Below are 20,032 nucleotides of genomic sequence, written 5' to 3' on the forward strand. Positions count from 1 at the left end.
GCCTCTTCGCCCGGCCTGTGGATAACTCATCGGGCCGAGCGGAACATCCAGCTGAGAGACCACTCAGAGGCCGCTCAGACTGGTGTGACCCGGCTGCCTGGCCGCCACACCGAGGTGCTCACCGACCCGGTTGACCAGCAGGGTCATCTCGTAGGCGACCTGGCCGACGTCGGCCTCGGCCGTGGTCAGCACACACAGGCAGCTGCCGTCACCCGCCGCGGTGACGAACAGGAGCGCCTCGTCGAACTCGACCATGGTCTGCCGGGCCTTGCCCGCCCGGAAGTGGCGCCCCGATCCCCGCGCGAGGCTGTGCAGCCCCGAGGAGACCGCCGCGAGGTGCTCCGCGTCCTCGCGCGCCAGCCCCGTACTGGCCCCTGTCACCAGGCCGTCGTTGGACAGCACCAGCGCGTGCTTGATGTGCTCGACCCGCTCGGTCAGGTCGTCCAGCAGCCAGTCAAGTCCCTTTTCCAGCGGCATTGCCGTTCCTCCCCGTTCAGATGTTCCCCGTGGTCCCGCAACGCCCGTAGCCTTCCGCACCGACCGCTCGCGGGCAAGCGATCCCGGGAGTCCGGGGCCGCCGAAGCGCGCCGGATGCCGTGGCGACGGAGAATGCGGGCATGGCGAAAAACATGAGCAAGGACGAGTGGCACGCCTTTGTCTCCGAAGGCACGCGCACCGGCAAGCTGTCCACCGTACGAGCCGACGGGAGCCCTCATATCGCGCCCATCTGGTTCGTTCTGGACGGTGACGATCTTGTCTTCAATACCGGCAAGGAGACCGTCAAGGGACGCAATCTGCTGCGTGACGGCCGGGTCGCGCTGTGCGTGGACGACGAACGGCCGCCGTTCGCCTTCGTGGTGATCCAGGGGCGGGCGGACATCGACGAGGATCCGGAACAGTTGCGCGTCTGGGCGACCCGGGTCGCCGCGCGGTACATGGGCGAGGAGCGGGCGAAGGAGTTCGGCGAGCGCAACGGTGTGCCGGGCGAACTGGTCGTGCGGGTACGGATCGACAAGGTCTCGGCCCTGGCGGACGTGTCGGCCTGAGTCCTCGCTCCGCCACGACCGGACCGAGGACTCACTCCATGCCCCTCATGCGGCGGACGCCACACTCAGCCCTTCCACGGGTCCGGAGAGGGCTGCCTTGAAGGCACGGCTGACATCGTCCGCGAGGACCTCGGTCTCGCCGTTCTCCAGCGCCGCGAGAACGTCACGGACCACCGCCCGCGGATCGTTCTTCGGGACGTCGAGCCCGCGGACCATGTCGGTGTCGGTGTATCCGAGGTGGACGCCCAGCACCTGCGTGCCCTGCGGGGCCAGCTCCAGGCGGAGCGAGTTCGTGAGCGACCACAGCGCCGCCTTCGTGGCGCCGTAGGCGCCGCTGCCGGCCGCCCAGGACAGCACCGAGTGAATGTCGATCAGGGCGCCGCCGCCGTTGGCCGCGAGAATCGGGGCGAAGGCCTGCGCCACACGCAGCGCACCGAACACATTGGCGTCGAAGACGGCCCTGACCTCGTCCATGTCGGCCTCGGCGAGCGGGGCGCCGCTGCCGATACCCGCGTTGTTGACGACGATGGAGACATCGCCGGTGCGGCGGGCCAGCTCGGCGACGGACTTGGCGTCGGTCACCTCCAGCGGCAGCGGAACGATCCTGGGGTCGCTCTCCGGGGCGGGCGTGCGGGCCGTGGCGTAGACCTTGGCGGCCCCGGCCTCCAGCGCGCCCTGTACGAAGGCCCGGCCCAGGCCGCGCTGTCCGCCCGTGACCAGGACGGTTGCTCCGTTGACGGTAGTCATGTCGCTCTCCTCAAGCACCGGCTATCACGCCGGGTGACGGCAGTTCCACGTTCCGATTGACAGAAGCGTCGGTAAATAGCCTCTGTCTCCAGCGTGCTGGCTCGCTGCGCCGGAGTCAAGCGACACAGTCAAGTACGATTCGGTTATGTCTTGGGTGGCCAGTGAGCGATACGGCGTACGTGAGGCTCCCGCCGGACTCGCTCTGGTGCAGGAGCTGATCAACACGCGTGCGATCAAGGAGTACGCCCCCGATCTGCTGGCCGGCCGCGAAGCCGCCGAGCGATGGCTGACCGGCGCCGCCGGCGAGTGGGCCCGTATCCACGGCCTCGACCCGCCCGGCTGTTCGCTGTCCGCGACGGATCCGCGGGCGCTCCGCGAGCTCAGGGCGGCGTTCGAGGAGATGCTGACCGCCACGGGGAGTGACACGCCACCTCCCCCGGCCGCCCCGCCCGCCTCGGGTCGTGACGTCATGGTGCGGCTCGCCCCTGACGACCACGGCCAGGTCCGCATGGTCCCGGTCGGCAAGGGGCGCACCTGGCTGGAGTCGGCGCTGTGGTCCGAGACGCTGCTCGCCCAGCGGGCCGGCACCTGGTCCCGGCTGAAGATGTGCCGCAACATCGAGTGCCGGTCGGCCTTTTACGACGCCTCGCGCAACAACAGCGCCGTCTGGCACGACGTACGCATCTGCGGCAACGCGGCCAACCTCCGCGCCTCGCGCCTGCGCAAGCGGATGCGGGCGGCCGCGGAAGAGGCCCCGAAGGACTTCTGAGCCCGGCCCCGACGCGCCCCGGTGGTCCGGGTCAGGACCCGGCGAGCCGGGCGGCGCGGATCATGAGGTAGTGCCGTTCCGGAATGCTGGTCGTACGCCGGGCCGCCTCCCGGTAGTTCTCGATCGCGGCCTGCCGGTCGCCTGCCATGTCGAGGAGGTGGGCCCGTACCACATACATCCGGTGATGCCCCGCCAGAGCGCCGTCGGCGTCAAGGGCTTTGAGGATGTCGAGCCCCGCGGCAGGACCGTGCACCATGGCGACAGCGACGGTCCGGTTGAGCGAGACGACCGGGTTGGGGGACAGCCGCTCCAGCACGCCGTACAGCGCCAGGATCTGCGGCCAGTCGGTCTCCTCGGCGCTCGCCGCCTCGTCGTGCACCGCGGCGACAGCCGCCTGGACCTGGTACGGGCCGACGGGCCCCGTGGGCAGGGCGGCGGTGATGAGCGCGACGCCCTCGGCGATGGCGTCGGTGTCCCACCGGCCGCGGTCCTGCTCCGCAAGCGGGATCAGCTCACCGGCCGGACCGCTGCGCGCCGCGCTCCTGGCGTCGGTGAGCAGCATCAGCGCCAGCAGCCCGGTGACCTCGCTGTCACCAGGGAGGAGTCCGTGAACGGCCCGGGTCAGCCGGATCGCTTCCCGGGACAGCTCGACCCGCTGCAGATCGGCCCCTTCGCTGGTGGTGTACCCCTCGTTGAAGATCAGATAGAGGACCCGCAGCACCGCGTCCAGCCGACGGGCACGGTCCGTGCCGTCCGGCATCCGGAACGGAGTCCCGGAGGTCTTGATGCGCTGCTTGGCCCGGCTGACGCGTTGCCCCATGGTCGCCTCGGGCACCATGAAGGCACGCGCGATCTCAGCCGTGGTCAGGCCGCCGACGCAGCGCAGGGTCAAGGCGACCGCCGCGGCGGGCGACAGTGCGGGATGGCAGCAGAGGAAAAGCAGGATCAGCGAGTCGTCCCGGTCCGCCATGTCGTCGGTGTCCGCGGGCGGCGCCGTCCGCCGGTCCGCCGGCACCAGCCCGGCCACCAGGTCCTCGCGGCGGCGGCGTGCCTGCTCGCCGCGCACCTGCTCGGTCATCCGGCGGCTCGCGACCTGGATCAGCCAGCCCCTCGGATTGCGGGGCACGCCCTCGTTGGGCCACTGTGTCGCCGCGGCCAGCAGCGCTTCCTGTACGGCGTCCTCCGCGGCGGCGAAGTCCCCGAACCGCCGTGTGAGCACGCCGACGACCTGCGGCGCCAGCATGCGCAGCAGGTCCTCGGCCGTCACCTCAGGACAGACCTCCGGGGGCGTCCGTGGATCAGTCAGGGCTCACATCTCCTCGGTCGGTGCCGCCATCACCTGGCGCACCTCGATCGCCATGTTCAGCGGCGCACCACCGGGGCCGGGAGCCGTCGAGACGTGCGCGGCCAACTCGACCGCCCGCTCGGCGCTGTCACAGTCGACGATCCAGTATCCGGCGAGGAACTCCTTGGTCTCAGGGTAAGGACCCTCGGTGACAAGGGCGGCGCCATCGCGGCCGGCCCGGACGATCCTGGCCTGGTCCGGCCCCGCCAGCCCTTCCGCCGCTACCAGCTCGCCCGCCTCGGAGAGCTTCTGGTTCGTGTCGCGCATGAAGGCGATGTGGGCCTCGATCTCCTCCGGAGTCCACTCCGTGATCTGCGGAAAGCCGGCGTTCTGCGCACTGAACTGCATCAGCAGCATGTACTTCATGACGTTCTCCTCACGCTGTCGCGCCCGTGTGGCGCCTCTCATGGACAGGTAGAAGCACGCGACGCGTTTTCGACATCCCCGGCGGAGATACTCCGAAAAAGTTCTCCGGTCGAAAAATACCGGGGAGCCCCGCGGCCCGCGAGCGGCGCTGCGGGATCATGTCCCCATGGCCCACGATCACAGGCAGGTGCGGGAATTCTTCGGCGCCAGGGCGGCGGACTGGGAAGCGCGCTTCCCGGACGACGGCCCTGCCTATGCCGCCGCGGTCGCCGACCTCCGGCTGCGCCCCGGTGACGCGGTGCTGGACGCCGGGTGCGGGACGGGGCGCGCGCTGCCTCCCCTGCGGGACGCCGTGGGCGCGCGGGGCACGGTGCTGGGCGCGGATCTGACCCCGGCGATGCTGGTGGCCGCCGTACAGGCCGCCCGTCAGCGCAGCGGCCGGCTGCTGCTCGCCGATGTGAGCCGGCTTCCGGTACGCACGCAGGCGCTGGACGCGGTGTTCGCGGCGGGACTGATCGCTCATCTGCCGCAACCAGCGGAGAATCTGAGGGAGTTGGCCAGGGTCGTACGGCCCGGCGGCCAACTGGCGCTGTTCCACCCCATCGGCCGGGCCGCGCTGGCCGCCCGGCAGGGCCGGCAGATCACGGACAACGATCTGCGCGCGGAGCCCAACCTCCGTCCACTGCTGGCCGGTTCGGGCTGGCGGCTGGAGTCGTACACCGACGAGGACAGCCGCTTCCTGGCCCTGGCCACCCGGCAGGACTGAACCGGAACCGGAGGGCGGCCGCCCATGCGACAGCCCGGGCCGGGGCCGGTCGTGCCCGGGCCCTGGCCGGTCGTGGGGCAGGGCCTCTTCTGCCTGCGGCCCGGCGACCGTACGTTGGAGTAGCGGACCCGGACGACCCCGCGGTTCGCACCACGCAAGGCAGCAGGGGGAAGGTGGACCCGATGTTCAGCAGACTGCGCAGGATCCTTGTGGCGGAGCGTGTCACCACGCCGTCCGCGAACCAGCCCCGGCCGAGGCAGCACAACATCTTCGAGGCCGCCGCCACGTATGTGTCGGCGTGCGCGGAGGACGACGAGCAGCAGAGCGACGAGGCGGCGGCCTGGGTCTCGCCGGAGGCGCTCTCCTTCGGCGTCAGCGAGCTCGCGTGCCGGGCGGTCATCGCGCTGGCCCGCGAACGGGACGAGTCACCACAGACCGTGGCCCGCAGCCTGCTCGGTCTGCCGACTGCCTGACGCCCGGACGCCACGTCGCCCGGGAGACCGGCCCGTACCGGACTCTCGACGTCCGGGTTACCCACTGGTTAGGGTGCGCCGACAACCAGTCGGATGGGGAGGTGCCGTGGCCGGGACGGACGACTCCGCGGACGAGGACGCGCTCTACGTACTGACCGCCGCGCTGCTGACACCGGCGCAGTTCCCTGCCGTGCTCGGTGACGACTATCCGGAGGCGTGCGCGGCGCTCGGCCTTGAGCCCCACCCGGAGGGATACGGCCTGGTCATGGGCCAGGACAGCGGCGGTGCTCGCTGGACGGTGGTCGTGGACGACGTGTCACTGGTCGCGGTCGCCATCGCGTCCTGGGACTGCGGTATGGAGTACGACCTGTCCCCGGGGGACCACACCATCGTCTCCGCGCTGCCGGGCTGGCCCCTCGCTCTCGCGGTCGCGGCACCCGGCCTGCCCGCGCCGCACGACCCCGAGCCCGAGCCCGGCTCCGGGGAGGAGGCCGGGGAAGGGGCCGGGGACGCCGGCCCGGCGCCGCTCGCACCGCCCGACACCGAGACGTGGGGTCCGGCCCAGCGCCGTCTCGGCGCGGACGGGATCGCCCAGCAGTGGGCGGCCTGGCGGGAGCGGCTGGACGGCGGTGTGACCGTGGAGCCGCCGGGACCGGCACCGGCGGAGAGCGCGAGCAGCGAGAGCGCGCAGTCCTCCGACGCTACGGAACCACCGGCGCCCTCTCACCCCGGTGTGCGGCGGGTCCTGGAGGAACTGCGCGCCTATGTGGATACGGCTCCGCCGCTCGGCCGGGTCCGGTCCAGCTTCGCCGAGGACGGGGCGCGCATGCTGCGCGCCGACGGCCCCGGCTGGTCCGTGGTCGCCAGGACCGACGACCTCGCGTTCGTCCTGCTGGACGACGAGCCGGGCGAGGTACTGCCCGTCGGTCGCGGCAATGAGCTGCCCGGACTGCTCAAGGCGCTGGACGCCATGGCCGTACGCCCCGCCTGAGCCCGGCAGCCGACCGACCGGGCAACCGACCGACCCGACGGCCGACCGGTGAGACACACATGACTGGGCCTTACGAGGTGTGGGCCGACCCCATGGCCGTACGGGAACGGCCCCAGCACGATATGGCGGCGCACCCACCCCTTATCGCCGCTCACCGGAGGCCCATATGCGCCTGTCCCGAGGCATCCCGATTCTTGCCGCCCTTCTGATGGGCCTGTCCTCCATTGGCCCCGCCGGGGCCATGGGCGCGGCGCCACCGGACCGGGCGGACGGGCACTGCGCCCGGCAGCACCGGCTGGATGTGCCGGGAGCCGGCTACCAGCAGAACGCCTGTCTGGGCGATCTCACGACGACGGCGCTCGCCGGCACGCCGTACACCGACTCCGCCGACCAGGCCGGACTGTCCGCGGCGGGCACGAAGAAGCCCTCCGGCGTGCCCGGGATCCAGATCGACGGCTATTTCCCCGACGACTCGCGCTCCAACGCCACGCACGGCTGGCAGCACGATGCCCAGTTCGTGATCAGGCTGCCCGACCGGTGGAACGGCGGTCTGGTCGTCACGGGTGCGCCGGGCACCCGTAAGCAGTACTCCACGGACGTCCTGATCTCCGACGCCGTGCTGGCGCAGGGATACGCCTACGCCAGCACGGACAAGGGCAACACGGGCGCCGACTTCTTCGCGGACGGCAGACGGCCGGGTGACGCCGTCGCCGAATGGAACAGCCGGGTCACCGAGCTGACGCGCGCCGCGAAGAAGGCCGCACAGCAGCGGTACGGGCACGGGCCGCGCCATACGTACATGACCGGCATCTCCAACGGCGGATATCTGACCCGCTGGCAGCTGGAGAACCGCCCGGAGCTCTACGACGGAGGCGTGGACTGGGAAGGCACGCTGTGGACCACCCGCGGGCCCAATCTGCTGACGAGTCTGCCGGTCACCGTGGCCAGGAGCCTCGGTACGGCGGACGACGAGGATCTCCTCGCGGCCGGTTTCGCGGACGGCTCCCAGTTTCTCTGGGCCTATCACCAGGCGGCCTACTGGGGACTGACCCAGAAGATGTTCCGTGCCGAGTTCGACCCGTCGTACGACCCCGAGTGCCCTGGAGCGTCGGCCGGTTCGACGACCGAGGAGATCTTCGCGGCCTGCCCCTCCGACGCCACGTACGACTACGCCTCCCGCCCCGCGTCCGTCCACCGCGCCGTGGCGAAGGTCGCGCTGACCGGGCGGATCGGCAAACCCATGATCACGCTCCACGGTGACCTGGACTCACTGCTGCCGATCGCCACCGACTCCGATGCGTATGCGCGGATGATCGACGGCCAGGGCCGCGGCCGGCTGCACCGCTACTACACGGTCGAGAACGGCACCCACACCGACGGCCTCTACGACACCTATCCGGACCGGCTGCGTCCGATCCTGCCGTGCTACCGCTCGGCGTTCACGGCTCTCACGGCCTGGGTGGAGGACGGCACGGCCCCGCCCGCGGACCGTACGATCCGCAGGCCCGCGGGCGGTGACGTGGTCAATTCCTGCGCGCTGAGCTGAGGCGGCTCCGGTCCCCCGGCCACGCGGGCGGGGGACCTGCCTCGGTCCGGCGGGCTCCGCGGAGATCAGCGGAGCCCCCGGATCAGCGACCGATCTCCTTACGGCTGATCCGGCGCAGCCTGCGCCGCTGCGACGGGTCCAGCATCAGATACGCGACCGCGGGCACTCCGAGCACCAGCAGCAGCGAGAACCAGAATCCGATCAGCGGAATCAGAAGAAGGCCCACGGCCACTCCCCCGATGGCGATCTTTGCTCTTGTCGACATCTCGACGCCTCCTCCGCGGCCCTGGCCGCTCCCTGCTGAGTGAACGCACATGGACGCCTGCCAGTTCCACTATGCGCTCGCGCGCAGCGGTTCGCCGACGTGGTGCAGATGACTGAGGGCCTGCCGGTACGAGTCGATCAGCCCGGTCTCGGTGTACGAAACCCCCAGGGAGCGGCAGTGCGCGCGCACCAGCGGCTGGGCGAGCCGCAGGTGGGGGCGCGGCATGCTGGGGAAGAGATGGTGCTCGATCTGGTAGTTCAGTCCGCCCAGGAACCAGTCCGTGAGCGCTCCGCCGCGGATGTTCCGTGAGGTGAGGACCTGCCGGCGCAGATGGCCCCAGTTCTCGCTGCTCTCCGGGTCGGGCATCTCCATGCCCTTGTGGTTGGGCGCGAAGGCCATGCCCAGGTGCAGACCCAGGAGCATCTGGTGGATCAGGGCGAAGACGACGGCCTGGCCCAGGGTCAGGGTGGTCAGCAGCAGGGTCAGATAGCCGCCCACATGGGCCACGAGCAGCGAGCCCTCCAGCACGCGCCGGCGGACGGTCATCCGGTTGTCCTGCCGGGAGAAGACGGCCCGGAAGCCGTACACCTTGAGGGCGATGCCCTCCAGGGTGGTCAGCGGGAAGAACATCCAGGCCTGGTGGCAGGTGAGCCAGTGGCGCAGTCCGGAGCGGCCCGCGGTCTGGTGCTGGGTGAAGACGAGGATGTCTGCGGCGACGTCCGGGTCCTTGTCGATGTGGTTGGGATTGGCGTGGTGCCGGTTGTGCTTGTCGTTCCACCAGTCCTGGCTCATACCGAGCAGCAGATTGGCGTGGAGGAGCTGCACCAGGCGGCCCCTGCCCCGGTCGGCGGCGATCTGGGCATGTCCCGCGTCATGGGCGACGAACGCCATCCGCGCCGACACGACGGCCAGCGGCGGCGCGAGGAGCAGCGCCCACCAGGAGGGTCCGACAAGCACCGTCCCGGCGACGATGGCGGCCAGGAAGACCAGATTGACGGTGATGCCCCGGGCGTACCAGGCGACCCGGCGCTCCAGGAGACCCTGTTCCCTGACCGTCCGCAGGAGAGGCGCGAAGTCGCTGCCCGCGGCGCGGCAGGCAGCGGGGTCGGGTATGGGCTCCGCGACGGGGGCGGTGGCGGCCTGGGGCATGTCGGTCTCCGGTCTGTAGGCCGAGGTGCTGGCTGGGGAAGGGTCGCGCTGAACCGCGCTTGACCTGTTGAAACGTACGGGGAGGTGACCGCGGGCGACCATGAGGCCACCACCCGGAAACGCTGGGGGCTTCCCGGGGGGGCGACGGTGGTGCTGGCTACACCCGGCCGTCCCGGAATGAGCCAGATCACGGTGGCGCCGCGCCCGCGTGGCTTCGCGGTGGGGTACCCTCGGCGGCTCCGACCCAGCAGTAGTCAAACTTGAGGAATGCGTCTTCGCTGTGCACAGGCTTCCCGCGGCAACGCTCTCCCGGATCTCCGAACTCGCCCGCTGTTCCACGGTCTTTCTCCCCGCGGATCCGGCCCGCACCGGCCGGATCGCCTACTGGCACCCCGATGGCGCGGAGCCACCGTCCGCTCCGGGCTCCGTGGAGGAGCTGGCCGTCGTCGACACCGAGGCCCACCCTCTCACGGTCAGGGCGCTGTTGATGCCTGTGCCGGACGCGCTCGCGGTCCTGACCAGGGCACGTGCCTCGGCGGACGCCTCACCGTCGGCCGCCTTCTGGGGCGCGGCCACGCTGCTCGCTCTGCAACTCGCCGCCCGGGGGCTGCTGTTGCCGGGTCTCACCGGTACGGATCACGACGCCTGGCGGGCCGGACCGCTGACCGCCGAGGATCTGGAGCGGGTCCGTACGCTCGCCGCCTCCATGCCGCCCACCGCGCACGCCGTCCCGCTCCGCACGGCGCGGCCGGGAGCGCTGCTCCTGCCCGAGCCCGAGCGGCTGTTGCGGGACTTCCTCGACGCGGTGGCCGACGCGCTGCCGCGTACGCCCGCCGCGCCGATCGCCGCCGCCGGTCCCGCCTTCGCCGCCGCGTCACCGGGGCGGTTTCCCGAACTGCGGGGCTGGGCCGCCGATGTGGCCGCCGGGCACGACGCGGGCGTACGGCTCTCCTTGCGCATCGAGCTGCCCGGCCTCCCGGACGGCGATCCGCCGGCCGCCGGTCCGCCGGACAGTGAGGGCAGTCGCGGCGGCACGGCCGGGCCCGGACCCGTCTTCCGCGCCGTACTCCAGATGCACAGTGTCAGCGATCCCACGGTCGTCGCCGATGCCGCCGATGTGTGGTCGGGCGCGCGGTCCGCCGGAGCGCCGTTCGGCCCGCGCGCCCGGATGGACGCCCTGCTCGCCCTGCGCCGCGCCGCCCGGGCGTGGCCGCCGCTCACCCCGCTGCTCTCGGCCGCCGTGCCGGATGTCATCGACCTCGCGGACGAGGACGTCACCGAGCTGCTGGGCGAGGCGTCGGGCGCGCTCGCCGCGACCGGCGTGCGGGTGCACTGGCCCAAGGAACTGGCGCGCACGCTCACGGCACGCGCGGTCATCGGACCCTCGGACACGGAGTCGGACACGGAGTCAGAACCCGGTGACGAGGGCGACGGCGAGGGCGGCGACAGCTCCCGCCGGAAGGCGACGGATCTGCCCTCCTTCCTGTCGGCCGACGCGCTCCTCGCCTTCAACTGGCGGTTCGCGCTGGGCGATCAGCGGCTCACCCGCGCCGAGCTGGACCAGCTCGCCGAGGCCGGCCGCCCGGTGGTACGGCTGCGCGACCAGTGGGTACTCATCGATCCGGCGGAGGCCCGGCGCGCCCGCGAGAGCCAGGACCGCAAGCTGACCCCGGTCGACGCGCTCGGAGCCGTACTGACCGGCTCCACGGAGATCGAGGGACGCCGGGTCGAGGTGCGGGCGACGGGCTGGCTCGCCCAGCTGCGCGACCGCCTCGCCGACCCCGAGGGCACGGCGGGCACCGGGTCCGCGGAGCAGGAGATCGGGCAGCCAGCCGCGCTCACCGCGACGCTGCGCGACTACCAGCTCCGCGGTCTCAACTGGCTGCACCGCATGACCTCGCTCGGCCTCGGCGGCTGTCTCGCCGACGACATGGGCCTCGGCAAGACCATCACCCTCATCGCGCTCCATCTGCACCGGCAGACCGACGCGTCGGCCGCGGGACCGACCCTGGTCGTCTGCCCGACCTCCCTGATGGGCAACTGGCAGCGCGAGATCGAGCGGTTCGCGCCCGGTACGCTGGTACGCCGCTTCCACGGCGCCTCGCGCGCCCTGGAGGACCTGCGGGAAGGCGAGTTCGTCCTCACCACCTACGGCACCATGCGGCTGGACGCGCCGAAGCTCGCCGGCACGTCCTGGGGCATGGTCGTCGCCGACGAGGCGCAGCACATCAAGAATCCGTACTCCACCACGGCCAAGCAGCTGCGCACCATCGGCGCGAAGGCGAGGGTCGCGCTCTCCGGCACCCCCGTGGAGAACAACCTCTCCGAGCTGTGGGCGATCCTCGACTGGACAACTCCCGGACTGCTCGGCCGCCTCGGCGCCTTCCGTACCCACTACGCACGGTCCGTCGAGAACGGCGACGACCCGGCGGCGGCCGAGCGCCTCGCCGCGCTGGTCCGCCCGTTCCTGCTCCGCCGCCGCAAGTCCGACCCCGGGATCGCGCCCGAACTGCCGCCCAAGACCGAGACCGACCGGGCCGTCTCCCTCACCAGGGAACAGGCCGGGCTGTACGAAGCGGTGGTACGGGAGACCCTCGCGGCGATCTCGGAGGCGGCCGGAATGGAGCGCCGGGGGCTGGTCGTCAAGCTGCTGACCGGGCTCAAGCAGATCTGCAATCACCCGGCGCAGTATCTGAAGGAGGAGCGGCCGCGCATCGCGGACCGGTCCGGGAAGCTGGAGCTGCTGGACGAGTTGCTCGACACCATCCTGGCGGAGGGCGCGAGTGTGCTGGTCTTCACCCAGTACGTACAGATGGCGCGGCTGCTCGAACAGCATCTGGCGGCGCGTGGCGTGCCGGCCCAGTTCCTGCACGGCGGCACGCCGATCGCCGAGCGCGAGTCCATGGTGGACCGCTTCCAGCACGGTGAAGTCCCGGTCTTCCTGCTGTCGTTGAAAGCGGCGGGCACCGGGCTCAACCTCACCCGCGCCGAACACGTCGTGCACTTCGACCGCTGGTGGAACCCGGCCGTCGAGGCGCAGGCGACGGACCGCGCGTACCGCATCGGACAGAACCGGCCCGTGCAGGTGCACCGGATGATCACCGAGGGCACGATCGAGGACCGGATCGCCGACATGCTCGCCCGCAAACAGGAGCTGGCCGACGCGGTGCTCGGCTCCGGCGAGGCGGGACTGACCGAACTGACCGACGCCGAACTGGCGGATCTGGTGGAGCTGCGAGGGAGCGCGCGATGAGCGGTACGGATGCCAACGGCGGTACGGACGACACCGAACGCACCTTCGCCGCGCTGGCGCCCGCCGGGGGCCGGGGTTTCGCCAGAACCTGGTGGGGCCGCGCCTGGCTGCAGGCGCTGGAGGACACCGCGCTCGACGGCGAGCAGCTGAGGAGGGGACGCAGGCAGGCCCGCGAGGGCGCCGTCGGCGCCGTGTCCGTACGGCCGGGACGGATCACCGCGGTCGTACAGGACCGGGACGGCACCGCGCACCGCAGCGATGTCCTGCTCCAGCAGCTGAGCGAGGAGGAGTGGGACCGCTTCCTCGGCATGGCGGTCGACCGGGCGGGTCATATCGCGGCGCTGCTCGACCGGGAGATGCCGCCGCATCTGGTGGAGGACGCGGCGGGCGCCGGGGTCGAACTGCTCCCCGGCATCGGCGATCTGGAACCGGAGTGCGGCTGCGAGGCCTGGGACCACTGCCCGCATTCGGCGGCGCTCTGCTACCAGGTGGCCAGGCTGCTCGACCAGGATCCGTTCATCCTGCTGCTGATGCGCGGCAGGAGCGAGCGACGGCTTCTCGGCGAGTTGCAGGTACGCAGCGTGGCCCGCGCCGCCCGTACGCGTCAGGAGCCGCCGGGCGCGGAGGCCGGGACCGGCGGGACGGCGGCGGGCGTGCCGGCCGTCGAGGCGTTCGCGGCGCGCGACATCCTGCCGCCGCTGCCCGCTCCGGCGTCACCGCCGCCGGAGCCGGGACAGCCTCCGGCCCTCGACACGGAGGCCGCGCCGCCCCCCGGTGTCGACGCGGACGCCCTGGAGCTGCTGGCCGCCGACGCGGCGGCGCGGGCCCTGCGGCTGCTGTCGGAAGCGCTGGCACCGGGTCATGAACAGCAGCCGCCTGAGGTGGAATTGACGCCTCATCAGGACGGCGTACGGCTCGCCGCCTCGACCACCGACAGCCAGCTCACGGCGCGGCTCGCCTCGGGCACCGGACGCCGGCCCGCCGAACTGGACCTCGCGGTGCGCGCCTGGCGGTACGGAGGCCCCGCGGCCCTCGCCGTACTGGAAGAGGAGTGGACGCCGGAGCCCGAGGCCCTCGTCCGGGCGAGGGCGGCTCTCGACGCGGCCTGGCAGGCCGGGGACCGGCCACCACTGCGGCCCGCCGGCGCCGGCCGCTGGACCGTGGCCGACACGCCGGCGCAGCTGCGGTACGGACGCGACGGCCGCTGGTGGCCGTACCGCAAGGAGCGCGGCCGCTGGGCCCCGGCAGGCCCGGCCGACCACGATCCGGCGGCGGCCCTGGCGGATGTGCTGGACGAGGGGTGAGGGAGCGGGGCCGTACGGTGACGCGCCACCGTACGGCCGACGGAACGCCCCGGCCCAAGGTCAGACTCAGTCGCCGGCACAGCGAGATCCTGACGCTGCTCGGGAACCGCCCGGCGGGCGTGGTGGGTGACGAGCTGCTGGCGGAGCTGTACGAGGACGGGTCGGTCACGCCGGTCACGCTGCGCGCCGAACTCTCCCGGCTGCGCGGGCTGCTGAGCCCGGGACGCGCTGTCCCCCTCGCAGACACTTTTCCGCACGACCGGTTCCCCGTACGAACCCGTCCCGTACCGCGGGATCCGTACGGGGGTTCAGTCGCTGCCGCCACCGCCACCACCGCAGGAGTGGCCGGAGCCGCTGTGCGTGTCGGCGTCGTGGCCTGAGTCATGGTCGGAGTCGAGCGCCTTGCCCAGCCGGATCAGGGACTTGCCCAGCCCGGAGAGAAGTTCGGCTTCACTGATCACGCGGCTCAGCCGCCGGTCCGGGACGGCCGCGGGGCCCTCGAAGACGTACGCGGGAAGGGTTCCCTCCCGGGTGGCGGTCTCCAGGCTCTGCCGGCCCGCGTGGGTGAGGCGGTGCCGGTAGCGGGTGCGCAGACCGTATGCGACGAGCCGGCGTTCGATCTCGGCCGTCTCGGCGCAGCGTGCCACGTCGGTGAGTACCGAGGCCACGCTCCTGCTCGAGGGGCAGAGCGCGACGAGGGCCTGTTCGACGGGGTGGTCCGCCGCTTCCCCCGCCGGCCCGTCCGTGCTCTCCGCTGCACGCACCCGCGGGCCGAGGACCGTGATGACGCCCCGCCCCCGCAGTCCCACGAGCGCCGTCTCCGCCACGCGCCTTGCACCGCCCGCGAGATGGGCGATGTCGTACCGGTCCAGTGTCGGCATGGCCGCCGTGGCCCGCCGCCGGAATATGGTCCCCATCGGTGATCCCCCCGTCCTGCTGTCTTCCCCGCCCTGCCGCTTCCCCTGTCATCAGTGTCGTCGGATCCGCCCCGGGCCAACCCCGCCGGAGCCGTTCTCAGAGCAGGATTTGAGGGTCCGGCCCGAGCTGGAGGGACGGCGCTTACGCTGTGACGCTGAGACCGCACGGCATACAAGTGGTCATGGTGCAGCGCCGGCAGGTGGGGATGGCCAGGTGCGTGGGGTGAATGAGGCACCTGAGCAGGCTGGTGCGGATGAGACCGTGGTGCGGGAGTGGCTGCGTGGGCTGACGTGCAATCCGGCCTTGCCCGGGACGGTGCTTGAGCGGCTGCTGCAGTTCGAGGAGCTGCCGGCGCACCGGCTGTGGCTCACCTGGCGCCAGCTCGATGAGGAGGCGACTGCCATCGCGGTGGCGTCGTCGTGGACTCAGCACCGGTTGGACGTCGCGGAAAACCCGACTGCGGATGTCAACGTGCTGGCGCGGCTCGCGTACGACGTGGAGCCCCGGGTCCGGTTCGTGTACGCGGTCCTGCTCTCCGAGTTCGGGCGACCGAGCCCCCCGGAGGCGCTGATGGCACTGGCCGGGGATACGAACCCGAAGGTCCGGCGGATGATCACCAGAGCTCCGGGAATACCCGCCGCCGTTCAGCACCGGCTTGTTGAGGACGAGGACCCTGATGTTCGGGCCGGGGTGCTGACCCGGGAGCTGTGGGAACGGCTCCCGGAGCCAGTACGGGAGCGGCTGCTCGACGATCCCTCCCCGCGGGTGCGCGAGAAGATCGCCGAGCTTGTTCCGTACGGAGGAGGAGCCGGAGGCACTGACGGCCGAGGCGCGGGTGGTGCACGCAGACGCGAACGTCCGGCGCGACGCCGCCGGTGATCCGGCGGTCCCGCTCGCACTGGTGCTGCGCCTCGCCGAGGACCCTGAGGACGAGGTCCGGCTCGCCCTGTCGATGCGGGAGGACCTGTCCGAAGAGCAGCGCGCCTCGATCCCGTACCTGATGCCGGACCGGTGTCCCCGGCCGAGCTGGATCCAGGAGCGGGCAGCGGATCCCGGGACGGCACAGCGGATCGCCGCGTCGGCACACGCCGGGCTGCGGCGGGCACTGGCCATGCAGCCGCATCTGCCGGCCGACGTGGTGGCGCGGTTGGCTGCGGACGAGGACCCGGGGGTCCGGCGTAACCTCTGCGCGTGCCAGGACGCGCCGCACGAGCTACTCGTAGAGGAGTACGCCACGGCACAGGACCGGAACTGGTCGGCCCTGCGCCACCACCGGAACTTCGCCCGTCCCGGTCTCGCCCGGTTCACGGACGACCCCAATCCCCGGCTGCGGCACGCCGCGTTGGACGACCCGGAAGCCGGCCCGGAGCTGCCGCTGCGGCTCGCCGACGATCCGGACATCGGCGTCTGGGCGGTACGGGATCCCAGACTCCCCGCCACCGAGCTGCTGCGGCGGCTCACCCTGCCCAACAGCGCATTCGCCGCCGCGGCCAATCCGGCGCTGCCGCCAGCGTTAATGCACCAGCTCGTTGACCTCACGCGGAGCCATTAACCCGCTCACCCGACCTCAACAGCGCCCTGGAACGCGTCGGCGAAGTCGGCAGAATGCGTCTGCTGGTCGAAGAACTCTCCCTGCTCGCCCGCCTCGACGCCGGACGGCCCCTGGCGTCCCAGCGTGTCGACCTGCGACGCATGGCGACTGCCGTCGTCCAGGACGCCCGCGTCGTGGCACCTGACCGCGTCATCATCCTGAACGCCCCCGGACCCGCCTACGTAAGCGGTGATCAGCCCCGTCTCCAGCAGGTCCTGAACAACCTCGTCGGCAATGCCAGGAGCCCTCCGGGGAGGCTGGAGGGCAGGGCCACGCGGGCGGTTCAGTCGGGGACAGGGAAGAGACGAGGGTCGCCAAGAGCGCGTCGTCGAGCAAACCCCAGCCCGTCGGGCGAAATTCCCCCTCGACCCCCTCCCGCCCAGCGGGCGAACCCGCGCTGCTCTGTGGTGGCGACGGTCGGCGCCTCAGCACAGGTCGGGCAGATTCATCGCCATCAGCGGGGCGTACTGCTGCCCGGCGTAGCAGTCGCTGTCGCGAAGGTCGCCCTGGCCGGTCGGGCGCGGCAGGGAGACCTTGACCGCCAGCGCGCCGGGGTGGTTGACGACGAGGATCTGGTCTTCGTCGCGCTTGAAGATCTCGGCGAACAAGCCCGGGGTGAGGAAGCCGGTATCGACGAGCGCTTGGTAGGTGTGTTCGTCACGGCACATGAAGTCGAAGGTGAGGGTGAAGGGTCCGGCGTTCTTGGAGCGGACCAGGGAGCAGTAGTCGAGCAGGGTGGCCATGGTCAGACCTCTTCGGTGGTGGTGCGGAACAGTTCGGTGGGCGTGATACCGGTCGCGACGTGGTTGAGGGTGAAGCGGTACAGCGGGCCGCGGTCCATCTCGGGCGGCGAGTAGGGATAGGCCAGGGTGGAGACCAGGCCGTCGTACTCGGGGATGGGCAGATGGCTGGAGGCGTGAGCCACAAAGGTGGAAATGGCGTGTGCGGTCGCCTGGTCGGGCGCGGTGACCGTGATAAGTACGCCCAGCTCTTCGGGTGCGAGCGTGTCGGGTTCGCGGTCGCCGAGGACTGCTCCCGCCCCGTAGAGCCGGTAGTTGATGTCAATGGTGGCGGGGTCGACCTGGCCGTCGAAGACGTCGAGGATCTTCGCTTCGAAGTACTTCTCGGCGAAGGGCAACAGTTCGGGCAGGCGCTGGATGACGACCTTGTCGCGTACGCCGCCGATGATGACGGTCTGGTAGCCGACGAGTTCGGAGCCTTCGAGCTTGTTGGTGTAGCCGTCGGCCGGCAAGTAGCCGGCGCCGGAGACCCGGACGGTCTGCTCGTCGATGGCTTCGTAGGTCGCGTGGGTGGTGTCCAGGGTGCCGGACGGCTCCAGAATGCGGAACGGGTCGGCGTTCTCGTACAGGGTGTGGGCGGCCACGGAGCGGGGGGTCAGCCGAGTGCCTTCGGTGAGGGTGGTGACGTCGAAGTGATCCTCGCGCAGGTGGACCAGCAGGCCGTTGGCGGAGGGCGGGATGGCGCAGGCCGCTCCGCACTCGATGGTTTTGGCCATGTGCCAGGTCAGGCCCGGGTCGGCGCCCTGCATGTGCGGCAGTGCGGCGAACAGCGCGGTGTCGCTGGCCCGCCCGGCCAGGATGACCTCACAGCCGGTGGCCAGGGCCTGCTGGATGGGCTCGACACCCATCATCGCGACGGTGTGGCTGCGCGCGAACAACTCCCGCTCGATTTCCGGGGCGTTGGGCAGGGCTTGGATGCGGCCCTCGTCGTACAGGGTCTGGAGGCGTTCGGCGCTCTGGTCGGCGTAGAGCAGGCCGAGCTTGAAGTGCAGGTTCTCCTCAGCCGCGATGATGCGGGCGAGACCTGCCACCCAGTCGACACCCACGTCGCGGCCGCTGGTGCCGCACGAGCCGATGATGAGAGGTACACCGAGTTCGTCACGGGCCTTGAGTAGCAGGCGCAGATCGCGGGTGACGGCCTGGGCGGAGAGCTTGGGGGTTCCGGAGCCGAGGGCTGCGGGGCCGGAGTCGGTGGATCCGGCATCGCAGGCGATGACGTGCGGTCGGGCGGCGACGCCGCGCCGGAAGGCGTCGGCGTCGAACCCGGCGCCCAGGGCGCCAGTGGGGGCGAGGATACGGAAGTCCATGAGAGGTCTTTCTGTGCGCTCTGTGCGGGGGCGTCAGGTTGCCCGGGGGGTGGTGTTCTCCCCGGCGGCTTTGCGGGCGAGGCGGGTGAAGACGGTGAAGGCAATGGCGCCGAAGACGGCGGCGTTCAGGAACATGAAGCGCCACCCCGTGAGGTCGACGGTGATCCCAAGGAGCGCGGGCCCCAACGCCATCCCGGTGGCCGAGGCGACGGTGTAGAGACCGGTGTAGGTGCCCAGCACGCGGTCATTGGGGGCCAGATTCCACAGCGCGACCAAGGCGTTGACGGCGAAGACGGCGTACCCGGTCGAGCTCAGGACCATGGAGACGATCGTCGTCGTGGGGCTCGGGTTGATGGATCCGGCCACCAGCCCCACGACGAACAGACCCACGCCGTACCGGATCGCGCGCACCTGGCCCAGGCGTCCCGACACGTAGGCGATGGGCACGACCGCGATCAGGAAGGCGACCGCACCGGGCAGCGCCAGGCCGCCCGCGGTTCCGCGGGACAGGCCCAGCACTTCGGTGCCGTACGGGGTGAGCAGGGAGCGCAGCGCGGACCACATGCCGGCGAAGCAGAAGATGCCGACCATCAGCAGCATCCGGGAACCGGAGGGATCCCGGACGAGGTCTTTGACCACTGCCCATGGCGAGGAGAACTCCACCGCCGTACTCGTGTCGGCACCATCTGAGGCGTCAGTGTGCGTGGGCAGAACCGTCCGGGTGTGGCGGCGGCCCAGGAAGGTCCAGGACACACCGAGCATGATCAGCATGAGCGCCGGGGGGATGGCGAAGGCCAGGGTGAGGCTGCGGTCGACCACCAGCAGGCTGACCAGTGAGGAGATCACGATCGTGAGGCTGACGCCGGCTTTGACGAATCCCTGGGCCTTGCTGCGGTTCTCCGGCGCGATGTAGTCGGAGACCAGGGTCTCGGTGATGCCTTTGAAGGCGTTGGCGATGAGTGCGAAGCAGACGACGCAGGCCATGAGGGCCGGCAGGCTGCCTGTCCATGGGATCAGTGCGAAGGGCACCGCGGCGAGGCAGGCACCGGCCAGGATGATCGGCCAGCGCCCAAGACGGCCGCCCGCCCGGCGGTCGGAGAGGAAGCCCATCCACGGCTGGACGATGACGCCGAGCACGTTGTCCATGCCCATGATCAGTCCCACCAGTCCGGCCGAGGTGAGGTAGTGGCGCAGCTGGGAGGGAACTTGGGCGTCGTAGAAGTTCCACACCGATTCCTGGGCGAAGACCGCCAGGGTCACCCACAGGACCGTGCTGCCGCTCATCCGCGTGGAGGTGGTGGCCGCTGGGGGAAGAGTGGTCGGTGCTCCGCCGGGGGAGGGCGGACGCGTGTCGTGCATCATGGCGGCTCCTTGCCATATGCTATAGCAACAAAAT

21 protein-coding genes are annotated in these 20,032 nt (G+C 71.3%); 11 read left to right on the forward strand and 10 right to left on the reverse strand.

What is annotated here, in order from left to right:
- Positions 1-63 precede the first annotated feature (63 nt).
- Positions 64-477 carry a roadblock/LC7 domain-containing protein gene (locus tag ACZ6MZ_RS17730; RefSeq protein WP_384181885.1) on the reverse strand — a complete coding sequence of 138 codons (414 nt, stop codon included), beginning with the start codon at positions 475-477 and terminating at the stop codon, positions 64-66.
- Between the two features lie 140 nt (positions 478-617).
- On the opposite strand from ACZ6MZ_RS17730, the gene ACZ6MZ_RS17735 reads away from it, so the two are divergent.
- Positions 618-1,046, forward strand: coding sequence for a PPOX class F420-dependent oxidoreductase (locus tag ACZ6MZ_RS17735; RefSeq protein ID WP_384181888.1), 429 nt, complete (start codon positions 618-620; stop codon positions 1,044-1,046).
- A gap of 45 nt (positions 1,047-1,091) precedes the next feature.
- Here ACZ6MZ_RS17735 and ACZ6MZ_RS17740 read toward each other — a convergent pair whose 3' ends face one another.
- Complete coding sequence (locus ACZ6MZ_RS17740) at positions 1,092-1,793, reverse strand: SDR family oxidoreductase (protein WP_469352797.1); 702 nt, start codon at positions 1,791-1,793, stop codon at positions 1,092-1,094.
- A 145-nt stretch (positions 1,794-1,938) separates the two neighbouring features.
- On the opposite strand from ACZ6MZ_RS17740, the gene ACZ6MZ_RS17745 reads away from it, so the two are divergent.
- Positions 1,939-2,562 carry a CGNR zinc finger domain-containing protein gene (locus ACZ6MZ_RS17745; RefSeq protein WP_469352799.1) on the forward strand — a complete coding sequence of 208 codons (624 nt, stop codon included), beginning with the start codon at positions 1,939-1,941 and terminating at the stop codon, positions 2,560-2,562.
- Between the two features lie 31 nt (positions 2,563-2,593).
- Here ACZ6MZ_RS17745 and ACZ6MZ_RS17750 read toward each other — a convergent pair whose 3' ends face one another.
- Together ACZ6MZ_RS17750 and ACZ6MZ_RS17755 are read right to left on the reverse strand one after the other, a co-directional pair.
- Entirely contained in the window at positions 2,594-3,829 is a 1,236-nt protein-coding gene (locus ACZ6MZ_RS17750) for an RNA polymerase sigma factor (protein WP_469352800.1), read from the reverse strand.
- A 42-nt stretch (positions 3,830-3,871) separates the two neighbouring features.
- Positions 3,872-4,273, reverse strand: a complete 402-nt coding sequence (locus tag ACZ6MZ_RS17755; protein ID WP_384181899.1) for a YciI family protein — start codon at positions 4,271-4,273, stop codon at positions 3,872-3,874.
- Positions 4,274-4,439: 166 nt separating this feature from the next.
- On the opposite strand from ACZ6MZ_RS17755, the gene ACZ6MZ_RS17760 reads away from it, so the two are divergent.
- The 4 genes from ACZ6MZ_RS17760 to ACZ6MZ_RS17775 all read left to right on the forward strand — a co-directional run bounded on the left by ACZ6MZ_RS17760 (position 4,440) and on the right by ACZ6MZ_RS17775 (position 8,049).
- Positions 4,440-5,039 (forward strand): class I SAM-dependent methyltransferase, encoded by a 600-nt coding sequence (locus tag ACZ6MZ_RS17760; RefSeq protein ID WP_469352802.1) that lies wholly within the window; start codon positions 4,440-4,442, stop codon positions 5,037-5,039.
- A gap of 182 nt (positions 5,040-5,221) precedes the next feature.
- Positions 5,222-5,512, forward strand: coding sequence for a hypothetical protein (locus ACZ6MZ_RS17765; protein ID WP_469352804.1), 291 nt, complete (start codon positions 5,222-5,224; stop codon positions 5,510-5,512).
- 106 nt (positions 5,513-5,618) lie between these two features.
- Positions 5,619-6,503 (forward strand): hypothetical protein, encoded by an 885-nt coding sequence (locus ACZ6MZ_RS17770; protein ID WP_469352805.1) that lies wholly within the window; start codon positions 5,619-5,621, stop codon positions 6,501-6,503.
- A gap of 166 nt (positions 6,504-6,669) precedes the next feature.
- Positions 6,670-8,049, forward strand: coding sequence for a tannase/feruloyl esterase family alpha/beta hydrolase (locus ACZ6MZ_RS17775; protein ID WP_469352807.1), 1,380 nt, complete (start codon positions 6,670-6,672; stop codon positions 8,047-8,049).
- A gap of 82 nt (positions 8,050-8,131) precedes the next feature.
- Here ACZ6MZ_RS17775 and ACZ6MZ_RS17780 read toward each other — a convergent pair whose 3' ends face one another.
- Positions 8,132-8,314 (reverse strand): hypothetical protein, encoded by a 183-nt coding sequence (locus ACZ6MZ_RS17780; protein WP_384181913.1) that lies wholly within the window; start codon positions 8,312-8,314, stop codon positions 8,132-8,134.
- Between the two features lie 69 nt (positions 8,315-8,383).
- Complete coding sequence (locus ACZ6MZ_RS17785; RefSeq protein ID WP_469352809.1) at positions 8,384-9,463, reverse strand: fatty acid desaturase family protein; 1,080 nt, start codon at positions 9,461-9,463, stop codon at positions 8,384-8,386.
- 280 nt (positions 9,464-9,743) lie between these two features.
- Here ACZ6MZ_RS17785 and ACZ6MZ_RS17790 point away from each other — a divergent pair, with 280 nt between their 5' ends.
- Genes ACZ6MZ_RS17790 through ACZ6MZ_RS17800 form a run of 3 tightly spaced genes read left to right on the forward strand, consistent with a single transcriptional unit; the run spans position 9,744 to position 14,400 of the window.
- Positions 9,744-12,716: a DEAD/DEAH box helicase gene (locus tag ACZ6MZ_RS17790; protein ID WP_469352811.1), complete on the forward strand. Its 2,973-nt coding sequence runs from the start codon at positions 9,744-9,746 to the stop codon at positions 12,714-12,716.
- Positions 12,713-14,020, forward strand: coding sequence for an SWF or SNF family helicase (locus ACZ6MZ_RS17795; protein WP_469352813.1), 1,308 nt, complete (start codon positions 12,713-12,715; stop codon positions 14,018-14,020). The genes ACZ6MZ_RS17790 and ACZ6MZ_RS17795 overlap by 4 nt, the downstream gene beginning before the upstream one ends.
- A gap of 17 nt (positions 14,021-14,037) precedes the next feature.
- Positions 14,038-14,400 (forward strand): hypothetical protein, encoded by a 363-nt coding sequence (locus ACZ6MZ_RS17800; RefSeq protein ID WP_469352815.1) that lies wholly within the window; start codon positions 14,038-14,040, stop codon positions 14,398-14,400.
- On the opposite strand, the gene ACZ6MZ_RS17805 is transcribed toward ACZ6MZ_RS17800, so the two are convergent.
- Entirely contained in the window at positions 14,329-14,937 is a 609-nt protein-coding gene (locus tag ACZ6MZ_RS17805) for a TIGR04222 domain-containing membrane protein (RefSeq protein ID WP_469352817.1), read from the reverse strand. The two genes, ACZ6MZ_RS17800 and ACZ6MZ_RS17805, sit on opposite strands and share 72 nt — an antisense overlap.
- A gap of 223 nt (positions 14,938-15,160) precedes the next feature.
- Between ACZ6MZ_RS17805 and ACZ6MZ_RS17810 the strand changes: the two genes are divergently transcribed.
- Positions 15,161-15,817, forward strand: coding sequence for a HEAT repeat domain-containing protein (locus ACZ6MZ_RS17810; protein ID WP_469352818.1), 657 nt, complete (start codon positions 15,161-15,163; stop codon positions 15,815-15,817).
- Complete coding sequence (locus ACZ6MZ_RS17815; protein WP_469352820.1) at positions 15,726-16,490, forward strand: hypothetical protein; 765 nt, start codon at positions 15,726-15,728, stop codon at positions 16,488-16,490. Before ACZ6MZ_RS17810 ends, ACZ6MZ_RS17815 begins: the two co-directional genes overlap by 92 nt.
- Before the next feature lie 464 nt (positions 16,491-16,954).
- Here ACZ6MZ_RS17815 and ACZ6MZ_RS17820 read toward each other — a convergent pair whose 3' ends face one another.
- The 3 genes from ACZ6MZ_RS17820 to ACZ6MZ_RS17830 are packed head-to-tail and all read right to left on the reverse strand — an operon-like array spanning position 16,955 to position 19,998.
- On the reverse strand, positions 16,955-17,272 hold the full coding sequence (locus ACZ6MZ_RS17820; RefSeq protein WP_386875318.1) for a DUF4387 domain-containing protein: 318 nt from the start codon (positions 17,270-17,272) through the stop codon (positions 16,955-16,957).
- A gap of 2 nt (positions 17,273-17,274) precedes the next feature.
- Positions 17,275-18,636 carry an acyclic terpene utilization AtuA family protein gene (locus tag ACZ6MZ_RS17825; protein WP_469352822.1) on the reverse strand — a complete coding sequence of 454 codons (1,362 nt, stop codon included), beginning with the start codon at positions 18,634-18,636 and terminating at the stop codon, positions 17,275-17,277.
- Positions 18,637-18,669: 33 nt separating this feature from the next.
- A complete protein-coding gene (locus ACZ6MZ_RS17830; protein ID WP_469352824.1) occupies positions 18,670-19,998 on the reverse strand; it encodes an MFS transporter in 1,329 nt (442 codons plus the stop codon).
- Positions 19,999-20,032 lie beyond the last annotated feature (34 nt).

The sequence above is a fragment of the Streptomyces sp. NPDC042201 genome, assembly GCF_055582185.1.

Coding starts and splice junctions, on each gene's coding strand:
- ACZ6MZ_RS17730 (WP_384181885.1), bottom strand. CDS start 477: ATGCCGCTGGAAAAGGGACTTGACTGGCTGCTGGACGACCTGACCGAG.
- ACZ6MZ_RS17735 (WP_384181888.1), top strand. CDS start 618: ATGGCGAAAAACATGAGCAAGGACGAGTGGCACGCCTTTGTCTCCGAA.
- ACZ6MZ_RS17740 (WP_469352797.1), bottom strand. CDS start 1,793: ATGACTACCGTCAACGGAGCAACCGTCCTGGTCACGGGCGGACAGCGC.
- ACZ6MZ_RS17745 (WP_469352799.1), top strand. CDS start 1,939: ATGTCTTGGGTGGCCAGTGAGCGATACGGCGTACGTGAGGCTCCCGCC.
- ACZ6MZ_RS17755 (WP_384181899.1), bottom strand. CDS start 4,273: ATGAAGTACATGCTGCTGATGCAGTTCAGTGCGCAGAACGCCGGCTTT.
- ACZ6MZ_RS17760 (WP_469352802.1), top strand. CDS start 4,440: ATGGCCCACGATCACAGGCAGGTGCGGGAATTCTTCGGCGCCAGGGCG.
- ACZ6MZ_RS17765 (WP_469352804.1), top strand. CDS start 5,222: ATGTTCAGCAGACTGCGCAGGATCCTTGTGGCGGAGCGTGTCACCACG.
- ACZ6MZ_RS17775 (WP_469352807.1), top strand. CDS start 6,670: ATGCGCCTGTCCCGAGGCATCCCGATTCTTGCCGCCCTTCTGATGGGC.
- ACZ6MZ_RS17780 (WP_384181913.1), bottom strand. CDS start 8,314: ATGTCGACAAGAGCAAAGATCGCCATCGGGGGAGTGGCCGTGGGCCTT.
- ACZ6MZ_RS17785 (WP_469352809.1), bottom strand. CDS start 9,463: ATGCCCCAGGCCGCCACCGCCCCCGTCGCGGAGCCCATACCCGACCCC.
- ACZ6MZ_RS17795 (WP_469352813.1), top strand. CDS start 12,713: ATGAGCGGTACGGATGCCAACGGCGGTACGGACGACACCGAACGCACC.
- ACZ6MZ_RS17805 (WP_469352817.1), bottom strand. CDS start 14,937: ATGGGGACCATATTCCGGCGGCGGGCCACGGCGGCCATGCCGACACTG.
- ACZ6MZ_RS17820 (WP_386875318.1), bottom strand. CDS start 17,272: ATGGCCACCCTGCTCGACTACTGCTCCCTGGTCCGCTCCAAGAACGCC.
- ACZ6MZ_RS17825 (WP_469352822.1), bottom strand. CDS start 18,636: ATGGACTTCCGTATCCTCGCCCCCACTGGCGCCCTGGGCGCCGGGTTC.
- ACZ6MZ_RS17830 (WP_469352824.1), bottom strand. CDS start 19,998: ATGATGCACGACACGCGTCCGCCCTCCCCCGGCGGAGCACCGACCACT.